Below are 17,871 nucleotides of genomic sequence, written 5' to 3'. Positions count from 1 at the left end.
TAACATCTCTGCCGATAGAAGCCCCATCCATGCCCGAACATTCCGCCGACCGAATCGGCTTCCGACACCTTTGCCTGCGCGGCTTCGCCTACATGCTGCTGGTGGCCGCCCTGATGCAGGCCGTGCTCCTCGAAGCCACGTACATGCCCGACGTACGCTTCTCCGAAATCGGCCTCACCGAGTCGCTGCAGTCGCTGCTGCTGCTCGCCGGCACGATCCTGGCGATCGTCGCCCGCCGCCTGGACGACCGCCTGCCCCACCTCACCCTGCTGGTCATCGGCCTGCTCGGCGCCTCGCTGATCCGCGAGCAGGATGCCTGGCTCGACGAGTTCGTCTTCGACGGCGCCTGGCAGATCCTGGTGAGCCTGCTGGTGCTGCCGATCCTGTTCGTGGTGATCCGCAACGGCCGCGCCTTCGCCGCCGAGCTCGAGCGCTATGCCACGACCTTCTCCGGCGGCCTGTTCGCCGCGGGCTTCATCGGCACCTACGTGTTCTCGCGCCTCTACGGGCGCGGCGAGATGTGGGAGGCCGTCCTCGGCGAGCAGTACATCCGCGTGTTCAAGGACGCCGCCGAGGAGGTCACCGAGCTGTTCGGCTACACCCTGCTGTGCATCGCCATGATCGAGCTGCTGCTGCTGGCACGCCGCTGGCGGCAGCAGGGTCGAGGATAAGGCTCGGGCCGGGCCCGACCGGCAACCCAAACGACGACGCCCGCGGCCATGGCCGCGGGCGTCGTCGTTTCAGGCGGGGCATTTCAAGCAAGCCATGCCGGGGCCGGCGCACGGCCGACCCGGTCGACGATCACTCGTCGAGGAAGGAGCGCAGCGGCTCGGAGCGGGACGGATGACGCAGCTTACGCAGCGCCTTGGCCTCGATCTGACGGATCCGCTCACGGGTCACGTCGAACTGCTTGCCGACCTCCTCCAGGGTGTGGTCGGTGTTCATGTCGATGCCGAAGCGCATGCGCAGCACCTTCGCCTCGCGGGCGGTCAGTCCGCCGAGCACGTTGCGGGTGGCCTCGATCAGGCCTTCGCCGGTGGCCGAGTCGATCGGCAGCACCATGGTGCCGTCCTCGATGAAGTCGCCCAGGTGCGAATCGTCGTCGTCACCGATGGGCGTCTCCATGGAGATCGGCTCCTTGGCGATCTTCAGCACCTTGCGCACCTTGTCTTCCGGCATCTCGAGGCGCTCGCCCAGCTCTTCCGGGGTCGGCTCGCGACCCATCTCCTGCAGCATCTGGCGGGAGACGCGGTTGAGCTTGTTGATCGTCTCGATCATGTGCACCGGGATACGGATGGTGCGCGCCTGGTCGGCGATGGAGCGCGTGATCGCCTGACGGATCCACCAGGTGGCATAGGTCGAGAACTTGTAGCCGCGACGGTACTCGAACTTGTCCACCGCCTTCATCAGGCCGATGTTGCCTTCCTGGATCAGGTCCAGGAACTGCAGGCCGCGGTTGGTGTACTTCTTGGCGATCGAGATGACCAGACGCAGGTTGGCCTCGACCATCTCCTTCTTGGCGCGACGGGCCTTGGCCTCGCCGATGGAGAGCCGGCGGTTGACCTCCTTGATGTCGGTCACCGGCAGCTGGATCATCTCCTCCTCGAAGGCGATCTTGCGCTGGGAGCGCTGGATGTCACCCTTGAAGACGGCGAGCTTGTCGGCGTACTTGGTCTGCTCGGCCATGAAGTCGTCGAGCCAGTCCTGGCGCGACTCGTTGCCGGGGAAGGCCTTGATGAAGGTCTTGCGCGGCACCTTGGCCTTCTTGACGCACAGCTGCATCACGGCCTTTTCCTGGGCCCGGATCTGCTCGACGCTGATGCGCACCTGACCGACCAGACGCTCGAAGTGCTTGGGCACCAGCTTGATCGGCGAGAACAGCTCGGCGAGACGCGCCAGCTCGGCCTGGGCCTGGGCGGAGGCACGACCGTTGGCGTCGATGGCCTGACGCGCCGACTCGTTCTGCTCGCGGATCTGCTCGAAGCGGGCACGGGCCTCTTCCGGGTCCGGGCCGCCGCCGCTGTCGTCCTCGTCCTCGGCGTCCTCGTCATCCTCGCTGGCCTCGCCCTCGGCGACGACCGGCTCTTCGGGCACGTCCGCCTCGGCGACGCCGGGGATCCCCTCGTCGGGGTCGATGAAGCCGGAAAACAGGTCGGACAGGCGGCCCGGGGCCTCCTCGTCCTGGGTGGCATCGTAGGCCTCGAGGATGGAGTCCACGGCGCCCGGCAGATAGGCCAGGGCCGACATCACCTCGCGGGTGCCTTCCTCGATGCGCTTGGCGATCTCGATCTCGCCTTCGCGGGTCAGCAGCTCGACCGTGCCCATCTCGCGCATGTACATGCGCACCGGGTCGGTGGTGCGGCCCACGTCGCTCTCCACCGCCGCCAGGGCCGCCACGGCCTCCTCGGCAGCCGATTCATCGGTGGAGTGATCGGCCATCATCAGGGTATCTTCATCAGGCGCTTCCTCGACGACATTGATACCCATGTCGTTGATCATGCCGATGATGTCTTCCACCTGATCGGGGTCGGCGATATCCTCGGGAAGATGGTCGTTGACCTCGGCATAGGTCAGGAAGCCCTGTTCCTTGCCGCGCGCGATCAACTCCTTCAGACGTGACTGCTGCTGCGCATTTCCAGCCATAGAAACCCTATCTCGACGAAGAAGAATGAAGCACCTGAAGCACTGAAGCGGAGAAAACTCGATAAGCCGAACAGTATAGCGGGTAAGACCGCCGTTTTGCCAGTTCGGCGTATTTGCGCGGTCATTCAGGTGTGTTAGCGTGTCTGGTTGCGTTCCGCTCAGGGGACGCTATCTATATGGTGATGGTAGGCGGGATTTCAAGGCCGGCGCCAGTTGGCGACGCACCGCGAACCCTCATCCCTTCAGCTCGGTCAGCAGCACCATCAGCCGCTGGCGCTCCTCCTTGGACAGCCGCTCCCCGGCGCGCTCCCGCGCCAGCAGGGCGTCGTACTCCTGCTGCGGCGACTGCCGCTGCCGATGGCGCTGAAAGTAGGCCACCCAGTTATCCAGCTCGGTGCCACGCACTCCGCGCGGCATCTCCAGCGGCTTGCGCGCCAGGCCCGCCAGGCGCTCGCCCTCCGGCGTGCCGTGGAAGTGCGCCAGCAGCACCTGGGCACTGCGGTAGCCGCCGGCCCGAAGCAGGCGCACCACCTCGCGGCACAGCCCGGCGTCCGGATCGTTCTGGTCGCACCAGTCGTCATCCTCGGGCAGCCGCTCGACCAGCGTCGGCTCGTGCACCAGCAGCTGCAGCGCCCGGGCCATCTGGCCCAGCGACGCCTGAGCGCCGGCGGCCGATCGACCGCGCCCCGGCGCCTCACCCTGGGGCGGCGCCGAGTCCGCCCACTCCGGCGGCACTTCCGCGGGCGGCGCCTCGTCGACCACGGCCTCGTCGCGGGACATCAGCGATTCGAAGCTCGACTGGTCGACGCCGGTACGACGCGAGAGTTCCGTCAGCAGCAGCGACTTCATCACCCCGGCGGGCAGCCGGCCGATGGCGCCCAGCACCCGGCTGGCGAAGCGCTCGCGCTCCTCCAGCCGCTCCAGGTCGCGCCCTTCGGCGGCCTGCTCGAAGAGGAACTCCGACAGCGGACTGGCACAGGTGACGCGATCCTCGAAGGCCTCGGGCCCCTCGCGGCGCACCAGGGTATCCGGATCCTCGCCGTCGGGCAGGAACAGGAAGCGCGCCTGGCGGCCGTCGATCATCTGCGGCAGCACCGTTTCCAGCGCCCGGGTCGCCGCCTGGCGCCCGGCGCGGTCGCCGTCGAAGCAGAACACCACCTCGTCGACCATGCGGAACAGCCGTCCGAGATGATCCTCGGTGGTGGCCGTGCCCAGGGTGGCCACCGCATTGCGGATGCCGAACTGGGCCAGCGCCACCACGTCCATGTAGCCCTCGACGATCACCAGTCGCTCGAGGCGCGGATTGGCCTGACGCGCCTCGTAGAGGCCGTACAGCTCGCGCCCCTTGTGAAAGACCGGCGTCTCCGGGGAGTTAAGGTACTTGGGCTTGGCATCGCCCAGCACCCGTCCGCCGAAGGCGATGGTGCGTCCGCGAATATCGCGGATCGGAAACATCACCCGATCGCGGAAGCGATCATAGGTGCGCCCGCTGTCCTCGCGGTGCACCAGCAGGCCGTATTCGATCTGCACCGGCTCGGCGACGCCCTGCTCGCCGAGATGCCGCTTGAGCGACTCCCAGCCGCCCGGGGCATAGCCGATGCCGAAGTCGCGCACGACTTCCGGCGACAGCCCGCGCCGCTCGATGTACTCCCGCGCGCCCTGCCCTTCAGGCATCTTCAGGCGCTCGCGGAAGAAGCTCGCCGAGAGCTCGAGCAGGTTGACGCCTTCCTTGCGCTTGCGCTCGCGCGCCCGGGCCCGCGGATCGTCGGCGCCCTCGCGCGGCACCTCGAGCCCCAGCCGGGCGGCGAGATGCTCCACCGCCTCGGGGAAGCGCAGGTTGTCGTACTCCATCAGGAAGCGCAGCGCGTTACCGTGGGCACCGCAGCCGAAGCAGTGATAGAACTGCTTGTCGGCGCTGACGGTAAAGGACGGCGACTTTTCCTGGTGGAAGGGACAGAGACCGGAATGATTGCGTCCGGCCTTCTTGAGCTTGACCCGCTCGCCGACCACCTCGACCACGTCGACGCGAGCCAGCAGGTCATCGATGAAACGCTGCGGGATCTGACCGGCCATCAGGCAATCCAGTCGGGTTTGAAAGCCAGGCCCCTGAGAACGGGCGAAAAAACAAGCGGCCACCGAACGGCGGCCGCTTGGCGCTCCTCCCGAGCCGATCCGCTAGCCAGCGGACCGGCCCAAGTACGGATCAATAGAGCCGTTCGAAACGCTTGCGCTCACGCTGAAGCTTCTTGGCGTGACGCTTGACGGCGGCAGCCGCCTTGCGCTTGCGCTCTGCGGTCGGCTTCTCGTACTGCTCGCGGCGGCGAACCTCGGACAGAACACCGGCTTTTTCACAGGAACGCTTGAAGCGACGCAGTGCGACGTCAAACGGCTCGTTATCGCGTACTTTAACAGAAGGCATTAAGCACTCACCTACCTTGAAAAACTTGAGTTCGGTTTGAACGCACGCCTTCAGGGACGCTCGCCATGTCCCGCTGACGCCGACGACCACGCGAGGCGGGCCGAAACGATGGAAGGGAGAAACAGGGAGCCTGCCCCTGGGCGCACGACCCAGTCTTGCAGCGCACAGTATTCTAGTCGTCGTACCACGGCCATGCAAACCGTTTCGCGCTCCGCCCCTGCCGCGGAACGACCAAAAGGCGTAGAATGGCGCCCTTTCCGCTGTACCGAGCCATGACCATGCGTGTACTGGGCATCGAGACCTCCTGCGACGAGACCGGCGTCGCCCTCTATGACACCGAGCGTGGCCTCGCGGCCGACGCCCTCCACAGCCAGATCGCCATGCACGCCGAATACGGCGGCGTGGTGCCGGAGCTGGCCAGCCGCGACCACACCCGCCGCCTGCTGCCGCTGATCCAGACCGTACTCGATGAGGCCGGCGTGAGCCGCGGCGAACTGGACGCCATCGCCTACACCGCCGGGCCCGGCCTGGTGGGCGCGCTGATGGTCGGCGCCAGCACCGCCCACGGCATGGCCCGGGCGCTCGACATCCCGGTGCTCGGCGTGCACCACATGGAGGGCCATCTGCTGGCGCCGATGCTCGAGGATGCCCCGCCCGCCTTCCCCTTCGTGGCGCTGCTGGTCTCCGGCGGCCACACCCAGCTGGTCGAGGTCGAGGGCCTCGGCCGCTATCGCCTGCTCGGCGAATCGGTGGACGACGCCGCCGGCGAGGCCTTCGACAAGGCCGCCAAGATGCTTGGCCTGGACTACCCCGGCGGCCCCGCCGTGGCGCGCCTGGCCGAGACCGGCGATCCGTCGCGCTTTCGCTTCCCGCGGCCGATGACCGACCGCCCGGGGCTGAACTTCAGCTTCTCCGGGCTCAAGACCCACACCCTGACCGCGATCCGCAGGCTCGAGGCCGACGGCGAGCTCGATGACGCCGCCCGCGCCGACGTGGCCCGCGCCTTCGAGGAGGCCGTGGTCGACACCCTGGTGATCAAGTGCCGTCGCGCCCTCGACCAGACCGGCCTCAAGCGGCTGGTGGTGGCCGGCGGCGTCAGCGCCAACGCCCGCCTGCGCGAGCGCCTCGGCCTCGAGGCCGCCAAGCGCAGCGCCGAGGTCTTCTATCCGCGCGGGCGCTTCTGCACCGACAACGGGGCGATGATCGCCTATGTGGGAGCGCAGCGACTGCTGGCGGGAGAACGCGACGAGGTCGGCCGGATGCAGGCCGTGCCGCGCTGGCCGATGGACGGGCTCGAGCCGCCGGCCGGAGGCTGACGACCGGGAACCGCCCAACGAAAACCGCCCCCATGGCCAGCGCCTGGGGGCGGTTTTCTTCCAGCGTCCAGGCGCGAAGCGCCGCTCTTCGCGCTGACGACTTACAACCCTGGCTCGTCGCCCCGCCCCAGCTGGCGGATATTCAGCGCATGACGCCCCAGCACCAGCAGCGTGAAGCCGATCACCACCGGCACGTAGTCGGGCGCCAGCCAGATCGCGGCCAGCGGGGCCAGCGCGGCGCTGGCCAGCGACGCCACCGCCGCGGTGCGCACCCGCCAGGCCAGCAGGCACCACAGGGTCGCGCAGCACAGCGCCACCCAGGGGGTCAGCACCAGCATCACGCCGAAGGCGCTGGCCACCGCCTTGCCGCCGCGGAAGCGATACCAGGCCGGATAGCTGTGGCCGAGCAGCACGCCGAGTCCGACCAGCCCCTGGCCCCAGGGCGGCAGCGCCAGCAGCATGGCCAGCCACAGCACCGGCATGCCCTTGACCGCATCGACCAGCAGCGTGGCCAGGGCCAGCCGCGGCCCGTGCAGGCGCAGCACGTTGGAGAAACCGGGGTTGCCGGAGCCGGCCAGGCGCGGGTCCCCGCGGCCGGCCAGGCGACACACCGTGATCGCCCCCAGCCAGGTGCCACTGAGATAGCCCAGCGCCATCAGCGGCAGCACGAGTTCGAGTTGGCTCAGCACGGCCGACCCTCAAGCGGAAAGTGCCCCGATTCTGCCAGCCTCGATGCCGCAGGAACAGCGTCGGCGCTGTCGCCGACCGGTCGCCTCGCGTACAATCGCCGCCCAATCCGGCACTGCCGCCCCCCTTGCCACGGCTCGGAGAGCCCAAGATGGATCTCGTACTGATCGAAGCGCTGGAGGTCGACACCGTCATCGGCGTCTACGACTGGGAGCGCACCCTCACCCAGACCCTGGTTCTGGATCTGGAGCTGGCCACCGACATCCGCCCCGCGGCGGCCGATGACGATATCGCCCGGACCCTCGACTATGCCGCCATAAGCGAACGCATCGCCCGCTTCGGCGCCGAACACAGCTTCGAGCTGGTGGAAACCTTCGCCGAGCGCCTGGTCGACGCCCTGCGTCAGGAGTACGGCATCGCCTGGGTCCGCCTGACCCTGCGCAAGCCGGGCGCGGTGCCGGCCGCCAAGGCGGTCGGCGTGCGCATCGAGCGCGGCGAGCGGAGCGCGACCTGATGCCCCTGGTCACCGTCAGCATCGGCAGCAACATCGAGCGCGAGACGCACCTGACCGCCTGCCTCGACGCCCTGGCCGAATGCTTCGACGGCCTGCGCCTGTCGCGGGTCTACGAGAGCGAACCGGTGGGCTTCGAGGACGGCCGCAACTTCTACAACCTGGTGGCGGCCTTCGACAGCGACTGGTCGGTGGGCGAGCTTCAGGCCTGGTGCAAGCGGCTCGAGTTCGCCAACGGCCGCCGCGCCGACAGCCCCAAGTTCAGCCCCCGCACCCTGGACGTCGACCTGCTCACCGTCGGCGAACTGACCGGCGAGCACGACGGCGTCGCGCTGCCGCGGGCCGAGATCCGTCATCACGCCTTCGTGCTGAAGCCGCTGGCGGAGCTGCTGCCCGACGCCCGCCACCCCGAGGACGGCCGGCGCTACGCCGAGCTGTGGGCGGCCTTCGAGGCCGACGACCAGGCCCTGTGGCCGGCCGACTTCCCGTGGCGCGGGAAGTCCCTGCCGCTCGACGCCTGAGCCGCGCCGGCCCGGGACATCCGGGCCTCAGCCCGCCAGCACCTCATCGATGGCGGCCCGGCGCCGCCGGGCCAGCTCCTCGCCCAGCTCGCGGCCCTGATAGCCTTCCTCGACGAGCCCGCGGGGCAGGATCTGCCCCGCCAGGCGCCAGGCCACGGCCAGGTCCTCGGCCAGGCGCGCGTCTTCCATGCTCACCAGGCTGATCAGCGAGGCCACCCGCTCGCCCTGGCGCCAGGCATTGATGCCATCGAGCCAGGCCATCACCCGCGCCCCGTCCAGTTCGCCCGCCCGCGCCTCGGCGACCAGCGCTCGAGTCGCCGCCGCCTGATCGCCCAGCCGGCGCGGCGCCCGGGGCAGCTTCAGGCGCTCGGCCAGGCGCTCGCGGGCCTCGGCCTCGAGATGCTCGACCAGCCGCGCCCAGCGCCAGTGCGGCGCCTCCTCGTCGGCGATGTCCTCGGGCAGCCGCGCCAGCCGCCCCAGCGCCTCGTCCAGCGCCGCGGCGTCCGCCGCCAGCTCCGGCATCAGCGCCGCCAGGGCGCCGCAGTCGTGCAAGGCCTGGAAGTAGACGTCCGGCCAGGGCTCGCCCAGCGCCTTCTCGGTCTCGGCCCAGACGCGCTCGGCCACCAGGTGGCCGAGCTCCCCGCTCTCCGCCAGCCGGCGCATCAGCTCGCGGGTGGCCGGGGCGATCACGAAGCCGAGCCCGGCATAGCGGGCCAGGAAACGCGCCGTGCGCAGCACCCGCAGCGGGTCCTCGACGAAGGCCGGCGAGACGTGGCGCAGCACCCGGGCCTCGAGATCGTGAAGCCCGCCGTAGGGGTCGACCAGTTCGCCCTCGGGGGTCTCGGCCATGGCGTTGATGGTCAGGTCGCGGCGCACCAGGTCCTGCTCCAGGCTGACCTCGGGGCTGGCGTGCACCTCGAAGCCGGTGTAGCCGTGGCCGGCCTTGCGCTCGGTGCGCGCCAGGGCGAACTCTTCGTGGGTCTTCGGATGCAGGAACACCGGGAAGTCGCGACCCACGGCGCGGAAGCCGCGCCGGGTCATGGCCTCGGGCGTGGCACCGACCACCACCCAGTCGACGTCGGTGACCGGCCAGCCCAGCCGGGCGTCGCGCACGGCGCCGCCGACCCGATAGACGGTCAGGCCATCGAGGGTCGCCATGCTCAGGCCTCCACCCGCTCGGGCAGGCGGTGCTGCCAGTCGGTGAAGCCGCCGTCGAGGCTGTAGACCGTCTCGAAGCCCTGGCCGGCCAGCCAAACCGCGGCCTGCTGACTGGAGTGGCCGTGGTAGCAGACCACCACCAGTGGCGTCTCGCGGGGCGCCTCGGCCAGCAGGGCCGTGACGCTGTCGTTGTCCAGGTGGCGGCAGCCGGGGATATGGCCAGCGGCGAAGCTCGCCGGGTCGCGGATATCCACCAGGGTCAGCGGCGAGCCGGCGTCGAGCCACTCGGCCAGGGTCGGAATGTCCAGGTGCTGGAAGCTCATCGGATCTCCAGGGAACGAAAGAGGAAGGAAGGGCTAGGTTCAGTGGCGGCTGGGCACGCTGATGCGCTCGCCGCTTTCGAGGTCGAGGGCGGTCAGCGCCCCGCCCCAGACGCAGCCGGTATCCAGCGCCTCGGCCCGCACCCGGCTGCCCGGGGTCTCGCCCTCGAGCGCCGCCCAGTGGCCGAACAGCAGCCGCGGATCGTCGTCGCGGGGATACTGGAACCAGGGCGCGAAGCCCGGCGGCGCGCTGTCGAGCCCTTCCTTGGCACTGAAGTCCAGGCTGCCGTCGGCGGCGATGAAACGCATGCGGGTGAAGGTGTTGACGATCGCCCGCAGCCGATCGAGGCCGTCCAGGTCGTCACGCCAGCGAGCCGGCTCATTGCCGTACATCTGCTCGAGGAAGGCGCCGGCACGCTCGCCGCCGAGCCGCTCGGCCACCTCGGCGGCCAGCGGTTCGGCCCGCTCCAGCGCCCACTGGGGCGGCAGGCCGGCGTGGCTCATCAGGGTCTCGCCGTCGCGCACCACCAGCGGACAACTCTGCAGCCAGTCGAGCACGCCCTCGCGATCCGGCGCGGCGAGGATGGCGTCGAGAGTGTCCTTGCGCTTGATCCGTGCGCCGCCGCGGGCCACCGCCAGCAGGTGCAGGTCGTGATTGCCGAGCACCACCCGGGCGGCGTCGCCCAGGGCCATGACCTCGCGCAGACAGGCCAGCGAGCCGCGGCCGCGGTTGACCAGATCACCGGCCAGCCACAGCCGGTCGCGGCGCGGATCGAAGTCGAGGCGCTCGAGCAGGGCCACGAATTCCTCGTGACAGCCCTGGAGATCGCCGACGGCGTAGGTGGTCATGGCGCGTCCTCGCGGTCTCGTTGAAACATCGGGGTGAATCGGCGCTCGCCGAGCGCTTCAGTGCACCTGGTTGGGGCCGGCCAGCCGGAAGGGGGCGACGGCCACCTCGAAGGGGCGCTGGGTGGCGGTGTCGACGCAGGTGAAGGCGCCTTCCATCACGCCCACCGGGCCATCGAGGATCGCCCGGCTGGTGTAGCGGAAGGTCTGGCCGGGGCCGATCAGCGGCTGCTGGCCAACCACGCCCTTGCCGCGCACCTCCTGGGTCTCGCCGCTGCTCTGGGTGATCTTCCAGTGGCGCGCCAGGAGCTGCATGCTGTGGCCGGAGTGGTTGTGCACGGTGATGGTATAGCTGAACACGAAGCGCTCTTCCTCGGGGGCGGACTCGTCCGCCTGGAAGGCCGGCTCCACGTCCACGCGGATCTCGTCGCCCAGGGCCGTTGCCGTCATGCGCTGCCGCCCTCCTCGGCCAGGTGATTGGCGATGCGCACGAACTCCGCCACGCTCAGGGTCTGGGGGCGCCGGCTCGGCTCGATGCCGAGCGCCTCGAGGGCCGCGGCGTCGATCCGCCCCTTGAGGTTGTTGCGCAGCGTCTTGCGGCGCTGGGCGAAGGCCTCGCGCACCACCTCGAACAGCAGCGTCTCGTCGCGGGCGACGTCCGGCCGCTCGGCGCGGGGCGTCAGGCGCACGATGGCCGAGTCCACCTTGGGCCGCGGCACGAAGGACTCCGGCGGCACGATGAACAGCGACTCGACCGTGCAGTAGTACTGGGCCAGCACCGAGAGGCGACCGCGATCGCCGCCGCCGGGCGGCGCCGCCAGGCGGTCGACGACCTCCTTCTGCAGCATGAAGTGCATGTCGGCCACGGCGTCGCCGGCCTGAAGCAGATGGGAGATCAGCGGCGTGGAGATGTTGTAGGGCAGGTTGCCCACCACCCGCAGCGCCGGGCCCTCGCCGCGCAGCTCGCGGAAGTCGAACTTGAGCGCGTCGCCCTCGTGGATCACGAAGCCCGGCTGGTCGAAGAACTGCACGCGCAGCCCGGGAATCAGGTCGCGGTCGAGCTCGATGACCTCGAGATGGCCACCCGCCGCGTCCAGCAGCGGCTCGGTCAGGGCGCCCTGACCGGGACCGATCTCCACCAGTCGCTCGCCGGGGCGGGCGCCGATGGCGCGTACCAGCCGCGAGATGATGCCGGGGTCGCGCAGGAAGTTCTGGCCGAAGCGCTTGCGGGCGCGATGACCCTGGGGGCGGGATGCCATGCGGTCTGTCCTTCTGTTCGAATCGGGGATGCCGCGCTCAGTCACGAGCGGCGCGGCGGGCCATGTCGGCGGCCAGCGCCTCGGCCACCGCCAGGCTGCCGGGATCGGCGCGGCCGCTGCCGGCCAGGTCGAGGGCGGTGCCGTGGTCCACCGAGGTGCGCACCAGCGGCAGGCCCAGGGTGATGTTGGCGGCGCGGCCGAAGCCGGCATACTTGAGCACCGGCAGGCCCTGGTCATGATACATCGCCAGCACGGCGTCGGCCTCGGCCAGGTGGCGCGGGGTGAACAGGGTATCCGCCGGCAGCGGCCCGTCAAGGGCCAGGCCCTCGCGACGCAGCGCCTCGAGCGTCGGCGCGATCACCTCGAGCTCCTCGCGGCCGAGGTGGCCGCCCTCCCCGGCGTGGGGATTGAGGCCGCAGACGGCGATGCGCGGCGCGGCCAGGCCGAACCAGCGGCGCAGGTCGGCGTCGAGGAGGCGCAGGATGCGCGTCAGCCGCTCGGGCGTCACCGCGTCGCTCACCTCGCGCAGCGGCAGGTGGGTGGTGGCGAGCGCCACGCGCAGCGCCCGCGGGCCCTGCCAGTCGGCGCCGGCGGCGTGCAGGGCGCGGTCGGTGGCGAGCATCATCACCACCTCGTCGACGCCGCAGGCGTCGCGCAGGTATTCGGTGTGGCCGGTGAAGTCGGCGTGGCCGGCCTCGCGGATCACCGCCTTGTGCAACGGCGCGGTGACGATCCCCGCCGCCTCGCCCGCCCGGCAGCCGGCGACGGCGCGATCCAGGGTCTCGAGCACGTAGCCACCGTTGCGCACGTCGAGCCCCCCGGGCCGGCTGGGGGCGGCGAGCGCCACCGGCCACACGGGCAAGCGCCCGGGCCGGGTCTCGGGCACCGGCTCACCCGGTGCCAGCTCGACGATCTCGAGCGCCCGCCCCAGGGCCTCGGCCCGTTCGGCGAGCAGTCCGGGGTCGCCCACCGCCACCCGGCGCTGCCCCGGGGCCGCGCCGGTGGCGCCGTCGGTCGCCAGCATCACCGCGAGCTCGGGGCCGATGCCGGCCGGCTCGCCGGTGGTCAGGGCGATGACGGGCGCGTCGCTCATGCGTTCGGCTCGAGGCGCTCGTCGACGAAGGCGCCGCTGCGGATCTCCTGGACCCAGTCTTCCATCTCGTCGTTGGCCTTGCGCTGGAACAGCGCCTGGCGCGCCTGGTCGCGGCTCATGTTGCCGCCCTGCTGTTCGATGAAGCGGTCGACCTCGCGCTCGGAGAGGCTGACCCGGCCGCCGACGCGGCGCTGCTGGAGCTCGCGCATCAGCAGCTCGCGGCGGACCTGGTCGCGCACCACGCCGAGCGACAGGCCGTCGGCCTCCAGGGCATCGGCGAACTGGTCCAGCGTCATGTTGTTGCTCTGGGCGATGGCGCGCACCTGACGATTGAGCTCGGTGTCGTCGACGCTGAGATTGGCCTCGCGGGCCATCTGCAGCTGGATCTCCTCGACCACCAGGCGGTCGAGGATCTGCTGGCGCAGCACCCGGTCCGGCGGCAGGTCGACGCCCTGGGTATTCAGCTGGCGCTTGGTCTGGACGAAGCGATCCTCGAGCTGCGAGGCCATGATGGCGCCGTCGTTGACCACCGCCACGATACGGTCCAGGGGCTCACGCGCCTGGGCCAGCCCGGTCAGGGGCGCGGCCCCCAGCGTCAGGGCCAGCAGCAGGGTGGCGAAGTGTCGGCTGCGCATGTCGGTGTTTCCTCTCGTTCAATATCGAATGTCTCGTCGCGGCCGGCGAGCGGCCGCGACGGAGCGTCGGACAGGGATGTCGCCGCGGCTCAACGCACGCTGAAGTCGGTGCCGCGATAGCCCGGCACGGCGCCGTCGAAGTAGCTCGCCGCCTCGCCGCCGACGCCGCCAAGGCCCTTGAACACGAAGCGCAGGAAGAACCCGCGATCGGTGGTGTCGTCGTCGATGCGGTTCGCGGTGTCCTCGTCGTCGATCCACTCGCGCCACACCAGCTGCAGACCATAGCAGCAGTCGTTCCACTGCACACCCGCCATCTGCTCGAGGCTGCGATCGTTGGTATTGTCGTAGACGTAGCGGCCGATCAGGTCGAACTGCGGCCCGATCTTGAGCGCCCCGGAGACATCGAACTCCTCGCGGTTGTAGCCGAGCCTGTCTTCGGCGTCGTCCTCGGACACGTCGAAGCCCTCGATCTGCCAGCGATAGCCGAGGTTGAGCACGTGACCGGCGTCGGAGCGGTACTGCAGATCCCAGCTCGCGCTCTCGGTGCGCGAGCGGTGATCGTCGTAGAGCCACTGCCAGCGCGTGCTCCACTCGTCGCTCAGCCGCCAGTTCAGGCGCGTGACCAGCGGCGAGCGGTCGCGGGTGGCGGCGTAGTACTCGTAGGAATCCTCGTCCGACGGCAGGGTATCGGGATCGCCGTCCATGTCGATGTGGCGATCCTCGAAGTAGAACGCCTGGCCGAGGCCCAGCGACAGCCGCTCGCGGCCGCTCTCGTCTTCCAGCAGGCGGCTCTCGACGCCGTAGGACAGGCGATTGAGATCGCCCACCCGGTCGCCGCCGGAGAAGCGGTCCGGCGACCACAGCTGGTTCCAGGAGAAGTTGCGCTCGCCGGTGTCAAAATCCGGGAAGTCGGTCTGGTCCTCGGCCGGCACGTAGGCGTAGTTGAGCCGCGGCTCCAGGGTCTGGCGGTAGTCGCCGCCGCCGAGGCTCAGGTCGCGCTCGAACACCAGGCCGCCGTCGACGGAGGTCACCGGCACGGTCAGCGACGGCGTGTCGCCGCGATCGGTCTCGCGATTGTCGTAGTCCAGGTCGTAGGAGCGGTGGGCCAGCTCGACGCGGGGCTCGAGGTAGCCCCAGCTCTGGTCGAAGCGCCAGCCCACGGCAGGGTCCAGCCTGAGCCGGGTGCCGTTGGCCGCCTCGCGTTCCGGGATCTGCCGACGACCGTCCTTGAAGTCATACCCGCCGTCGTCGTCCGTATCCACGTCGCGCCAGAAGTAGGTCAGGTTGGAGCTCCACTCCTGATAGAAGCCGCCGTCCTGGGACCAGCTCGCCTGGGCATCGAGGCTCGGCAGGCGATAGAAGGGCTTGTCGTCCTGATCCAGCGGGTCGTCGAGCTTCTGGTAGCCCTGGGCCTTGGCCTGCAGCTGCCAGACGTCGCCACGATAGTCGAGCTGGGCCAGCCGCGACATGTGATCGGTGTCCTGCTCGGCGAAGTCGCGGCCGAAGTCGTCGAAGTAGGCGCCGTCACTGGCCGCGCCGTAGCGCAGCCGATAGTCGGTGCGCTCATCGAAACGGCCGGCATGGCGGAAGTCCAGGTACCAGCGTTCGTCGCCGTTCTCGAGGTCCGAATAGCCCGAGGCCTCGTCGCCGGCACTCTGGTCGTCGGCGATATAGGCACCCTCGATGGTGCCGGCGTCGGACGGGAAGAGATAGCGATACTGACCGCCCATCAGCAGGCCGCGATCGCTGATCCAGCGCGGGGTGATGGTCGCGTCCTGATCGGGGGCGATGTTCCAATAGAAGGGCTGGGAATAGTCGAGCCCGCTGCCGGTCGCACCGATCGTCGGCCACAGGAAGCCGGTCTGGCGGCGGTCATCGATGGGGAAGCGCACCCAGGGCCAGTAGAACACCGGCACATGACCGACCTCGAGGCGGGCGTGCTTGGCGGTGCCGAAGCCGCTCTCGCGGTCCAGCAGGATGTCGTTGCCGACCAGGCGCCACAGCTCGTTGCCGGGCTCGCAGGTGGTGAAGCTGGCCTCGCGCAGCCGGTAGCGGCCGTCCTCGAGCCGCGCCAGACGCACCGCATCGCCGCGCAGGCGCTGTTCGTGGGCCACGTAGTGGGCGGTATCGATACTCGCCGCATCGCTTTCCAGCGAGAATTCGGCGGCGTCGCCGCGCACCAGCAGGTTCCGGTCGCGCAGCGCCACCGGGCCTTCGGCCTGCACCCGGTCGCGGGACGCCGGCAGATTGACCCGCGGCGCCTCGAGCTGGGTATCGCCGCGGCGCAGCACCACCTCGCCGCTGAGCCGGGTCTCGCCCTCGGCGCCGTATTCGCCGCTGTCGGCCTCGCTGGAGACCTGCCCCTCGGGCGGCGGCGCGAGGCGATAATCGGGCATCACGTAGCGCCCGCGGCACACGGCGTCGGCCGGCCGGTCGGCGCCCCAGGGCTGCCAGTCCAGTTGATCGGCGGGCAGCGGCTCGGGGGGCGCCGCCAGCACGGGGACGGCAATGATCAGGCTCGAGGTCGCCAGACCTGCCAGGGCCGTCCGGGAGGGTCGATTGGCCATGTTCCACGATGTCCTTGGCGGAGTGAATCGGTATTATACAGGCCCCATGCGACCTGTCCCGCCGACGAGTCCCTGTCACGCCGACGCTGTCGGGCCTCAGCATGCGGCGACGCTTCCGGGCCGTCAACCGACGCCCCGCCACCGGACATCGAGAGGTGAAGATGCCAGAGGCCGATGCCCTCGCCCGCCAGACGCCGCTGCGCCGCTGGATCGCGCAGCGCCATGGACTCGACCCCCAGGCCCTGGACCTGCGTCTGGCCGCCGGCGACGCCAGCTTTCGCCGCTACTATCGGCTGACCCTGCCCGACGGCACCACGCGCATGCTGATGGACGCGCCGCCGGACCGCGAGGACAGCGCGCCCTTCGTGGCCATCGATCGGGCCTGGGAAGCCGCCGGCCTCCCGGTGCCGCACCTGCATGCCGTGGACCTCGATGCCGGCTTCCTGGAGCTCGACGATCTCGGCGACACGCCGCTGCAGACCCGCTTCGACGGCGAGAACGCGCCGGCCACCCTGGCCTGGCACGAGCGCGCCCTGGCGCTCATCCATGAGCTTCAGAACCGTGCCGCCCCGGACGCGCTGCCGGCCTACGACGCCGCCCTGCTCGGCCGCGAGCTCGACCTCTTCCCCGAGTGGTGCCTGTCGCGCTGGCTCGACGTCGCCCCGCCGCCCGGCTGGGACGCCCTGCGCGACGCGCTGATCGCCTCCGCGCTGGACCAGCCCGTGGTCACCGTGCATCGCGACTACGACGCCATGAACCTGATGGTGGTCGACGAGGGGCTCTACCTGATCGACTTCCAGGACGCCGTGGCGGGCCCCATCGGCTACGACCTGATCTCGCTGCTGCACGGGCGCTACTGCCGCTTCGACGCCGCGCGGCGCGCCGAGTGGATCGAGGCCTTCCGCGCTCGGGCCATCGCCGACGGCCGCCTCGGCGCCGAGGTCGAGCCGGCCGACTTCCACGCCCGGGTGGCCGCCATGGCCGCCCAGCGTGCGCTCAAGGTGCTGGGCATCTTCTGCCGCCTGACCCTGCGCGACCATCGCGACGGCTATCTCACCCGCCTGCCCCACTTCCTCGCCCATCTCGAGGACGCCCTGGCCGAGCTCGACGGCCACGACGCCGTCAAGGCCTGGCTCGCCGACGTCTTCCGCCCCGCCATGGCGGCGAAGCTGGACGAGGCCGGCATCGACCGGGAGGGCGCGGCATGAGGGCGATGATCCTGGCCGCCGGGCTCGGCACGCGCATGCGCCCGCTCACCGACCATTGCCCCAAGCCGCTGCTGCCGGTGGCCGGCAAGCCGCTGATCGTTCACCACCTCGAGCGCCTGGCCGCGGCCGGCATCCGCGAGGTGGTGATCAACGTCAGCTACCGGGCCGAGCAGATCATCGAGGCGCTGGGCGACGGCCGCGAGTTCGGCGTGACCATCGCCTGGAGCCGCGAGGAGGCCCCGCTGGAGACCGGCGGCGGCATCCGCCGCGCCCTGCCGCTGCTGGGCGAGGCGCCGTTCTGGCTGGTCAACGGCGACGTCTGGTGCGATGTGGCCCCCGACGCGCTGCCACCGCTCGGCGACGACCTGGCGCGCCTGGTGCTGGTGGACAACCCCGATCATCATCCCACCGGCGACTTCCACCTCGACGCCGCCGGTCGAGTGCATCCCGAGGGCGAGCCGCGGCTGACCTACGCCGGCCTGGCGCTGATCGACCCGGCGCTGGTCGCCGACCACGACGACGGCGCCTTCGCCCTGGCCCCGCTGCTGCGCGAGGCCATGGCGGACGGCCGGGTCGCCGGCCATCATCATCGCGGCGCCTGGGTCGATGTCGGCACCCCGGCCCGCCTCGAGGGCCTGGATCGGGCCCTGCGCGCTCGCTCGGGCTGAGCCGGGCGGTGCCAGCTGCT

The 17,871-nt window shown here is 70.4% G+C and carries 18 protein-coding genes; 6 read left to right on the top strand and 12 right to left on the bottom strand.

Features of this window, described 5'->3' with window-relative positions; genetic code table 11:
• Positions 1 to 29 precede the first annotated feature (29 nt).
• A complete protein-coding gene (locus tag ACGTNF_RS11750; RefSeq protein ID WP_394601871.1) occupies positions 30 to 671 on the top strand; it encodes a hypothetical protein in 642 nt (213 codons plus the stop codon).
• Positions 672 to 801: 130 nt separating this feature from the next.
• Here the strand turns inward: ACGTNF_RS11750 and rpoD are convergent, their stop codons facing one another.
• The 3 genes from rpoD to rpsU all read right to left on the bottom strand — a co-directional run bounded on the left by rpoD (position 802) and on the right by rpsU (position 5,062).
• Positions 802 to 2,643 carry an RNA polymerase sigma factor RpoD gene (rpoD, locus tag ACGTNF_RS11745; protein WP_026068275.1) on the bottom strand — a complete coding sequence of 614 codons (1,842 nt, stop codon included), beginning with the start codon at positions 2,641 to 2,643 and terminating at the stop codon, positions 802 to 804.
• A 234-nt stretch (positions 2,644 to 2,877) separates the two neighbouring features.
• Positions 2,878 to 4,716, bottom strand: coding sequence for a DNA primase (gene dnaG / locus ACGTNF_RS11740; RefSeq protein WP_394601870.1), 1,839 nt, complete (start codon positions 4,714 to 4,716; stop codon positions 2,878 to 2,880).
• Positions 4,717 to 4,846: 130 nt separating this feature from the next.
• On the bottom strand, positions 4,847 to 5,062 hold the full coding sequence (gene rpsU / locus ACGTNF_RS11735; RefSeq protein WP_013333229.1) for a 30S ribosomal protein S21: 216 nt from the start codon (positions 5,060 to 5,062) through the stop codon (positions 4,847 to 4,849).
• A 278-nt stretch (positions 5,063 to 5,340) separates the two neighbouring features.
• Here rpsU and tsaD point away from each other — a divergent pair, with 278 nt between their 5' ends.
• Positions 5,341 to 6,378, top strand: a complete 1,038-nt coding sequence (gene tsaD / locus ACGTNF_RS11730) for a tRNA (adenosine(37)-N6)-threonylcarbamoyltransferase complex transferase subunit TsaD (protein ID WP_394601869.1) — start codon at positions 5,341 to 5,343, stop codon at positions 6,376 to 6,378.
• 101 nt (positions 6,379 to 6,479) lie between these two features.
• Here the strand turns inward: tsaD and plsY are convergent, their stop codons facing one another.
• Positions 6,480 to 7,067 (bottom strand): glycerol-3-phosphate 1-O-acyltransferase PlsY, encoded by a 588-nt coding sequence (plsY, locus tag ACGTNF_RS11725; RefSeq protein WP_016853715.1) that lies wholly within the window; start codon positions 7,065 to 7,067, stop codon positions 6,480 to 6,482.
• Between the two features lie 149 nt (positions 7,068 to 7,216).
• On the opposite strand from plsY, the gene folB reads away from it, so the two are divergent.
• A complete protein-coding gene (gene folB, locus ACGTNF_RS11720) occupies positions 7,217 to 7,579 on the top strand; it encodes a dihydroneopterin aldolase (protein WP_394601868.1) in 363 nt (120 codons plus the stop codon).
• Complete coding sequence (gene folK / locus ACGTNF_RS11715) at positions 7,579 to 8,097, top strand: 2-amino-4-hydroxy-6-hydroxymethyldihydropteridine diphosphokinase (RefSeq protein ID WP_394601867.1); 519 nt, start codon at positions 7,579 to 7,581, stop codon at positions 8,095 to 8,097. Before folB ends, folK begins: the two co-directional genes overlap by 1 nt.
• A gap of 27 nt (positions 8,098 to 8,124) precedes the next feature.
• On the opposite strand, the gene ACGTNF_RS11710 is transcribed toward folK, so the two are convergent.
• From ACGTNF_RS11710 to ACGTNF_RS11675, 8 genes are all read right to left on the bottom strand, one after another.
• Positions 8,125 to 9,255: a tRNA nucleotidyltransferase/poly(A) polymerase-related protein gene (locus ACGTNF_RS11710; RefSeq protein WP_394601866.1), complete on the bottom strand. Its 1,131-nt coding sequence runs from the start codon at positions 9,253 to 9,255 to the stop codon at positions 8,125 to 8,127.
• A 2-nt stretch (positions 9,256 to 9,257) separates the two neighbouring features.
• On the bottom strand, positions 9,258 to 9,578 hold the full coding sequence (gene glpE / locus ACGTNF_RS11705) for a thiosulfate sulfurtransferase GlpE (protein WP_394601865.1): 321 nt from the start codon (positions 9,576 to 9,578) through the stop codon (positions 9,258 to 9,260).
• Between the two features lie 39 nt (positions 9,579 to 9,617).
• Complete coding sequence (locus ACGTNF_RS11700; protein ID WP_394601864.1) at positions 9,618 to 10,424, bottom strand: symmetrical bis(5'-nucleosyl)-tetraphosphatase; 807 nt, start codon at positions 10,422 to 10,424, stop codon at positions 9,618 to 9,620.
• A 57-nt stretch (positions 10,425 to 10,481) separates the two neighbouring features.
• Positions 10,482 to 10,871 (bottom strand): Co2+/Mg2+ efflux facilitator ApaG/CorD, encoded by a 390-nt coding sequence (gene apaG, locus ACGTNF_RS11695; RefSeq protein ID WP_016853709.1) that lies wholly within the window; start codon positions 10,869 to 10,871, stop codon positions 10,482 to 10,484.
• Positions 10,868 to 11,680 (bottom strand): 16S rRNA (adenine(1518)-N(6)/adenine(1519)-N(6))-dimethyltransferase RsmA, encoded by an 813-nt coding sequence (gene rsmA / locus ACGTNF_RS11690; RefSeq protein ID WP_016853708.1) that lies wholly within the window; start codon positions 11,678 to 11,680, stop codon positions 10,868 to 10,870. The genes apaG and rsmA overlap by 4 nt, the downstream gene beginning before the upstream one ends.
• 37 nt (positions 11,681 to 11,717) lie before the next feature.
• Complete coding sequence (gene pdxA / locus ACGTNF_RS11685; protein WP_394601863.1) at positions 11,718 to 12,773, bottom strand: 4-hydroxythreonine-4-phosphate dehydrogenase PdxA; 1,056 nt, start codon at positions 12,771 to 12,773, stop codon at positions 11,718 to 11,720.
• Positions 12,770 to 13,408, bottom strand: coding sequence for a SurA N-terminal domain-containing protein (locus tag ACGTNF_RS11680; protein ID WP_394601862.1), 639 nt, complete (start codon positions 13,406 to 13,408; stop codon positions 12,770 to 12,772). The genes pdxA and ACGTNF_RS11680 overlap by 4 nt, the downstream gene beginning before the upstream one ends.
• Positions 13,409 to 13,497: 89 nt before the next feature.
• Positions 13,498 to 15,975: an LPS-assembly protein LptD gene (locus tag ACGTNF_RS11675; RefSeq protein WP_394601861.1), complete on the bottom strand. Its 2,478-nt coding sequence runs from the start codon at positions 15,973 to 15,975 to the stop codon at positions 13,498 to 13,500.
• Between the two features lie 161 nt (positions 15,976 to 16,136).
• Between ACGTNF_RS11675 and ACGTNF_RS11670 the strand changes: the two genes are divergently transcribed.
• Both ACGTNF_RS11670 and murU read left to right on the top strand, forming a co-directional pair.
• Entirely contained in the window at positions 16,137 to 17,183 is a 1,047-nt protein-coding gene (locus ACGTNF_RS11670; RefSeq protein WP_394601860.1) for an aminoglycoside phosphotransferase family protein, read from the top strand.
• Positions 17,180 to 17,851, top strand: a complete 672-nt coding sequence (gene murU / locus ACGTNF_RS11665; protein ID WP_394601859.1) for an N-acetylmuramate alpha-1-phosphate uridylyltransferase MurU — start codon at positions 17,180 to 17,182, stop codon at positions 17,849 to 17,851. Before ACGTNF_RS11670 ends, murU begins: the two co-directional genes overlap by 4 nt.
• Positions 17,852 to 17,871: the final 20 nt, after the last annotated feature.

Origin of the sequence: Halomonas sp. B23F22_10 (assembly GCF_043496975.1) — a bacterium.
GTDB lineage: Bacteria > Pseudomonadota > Gammaproteobacteria > Pseudomonadales > Halomonadaceae > Halomonas > Halomonas smyrnensis.
Note: the sequence above shows the minus strand (reverse complement) of the source record. Positions and strands in the feature narration are given on the sequence as shown.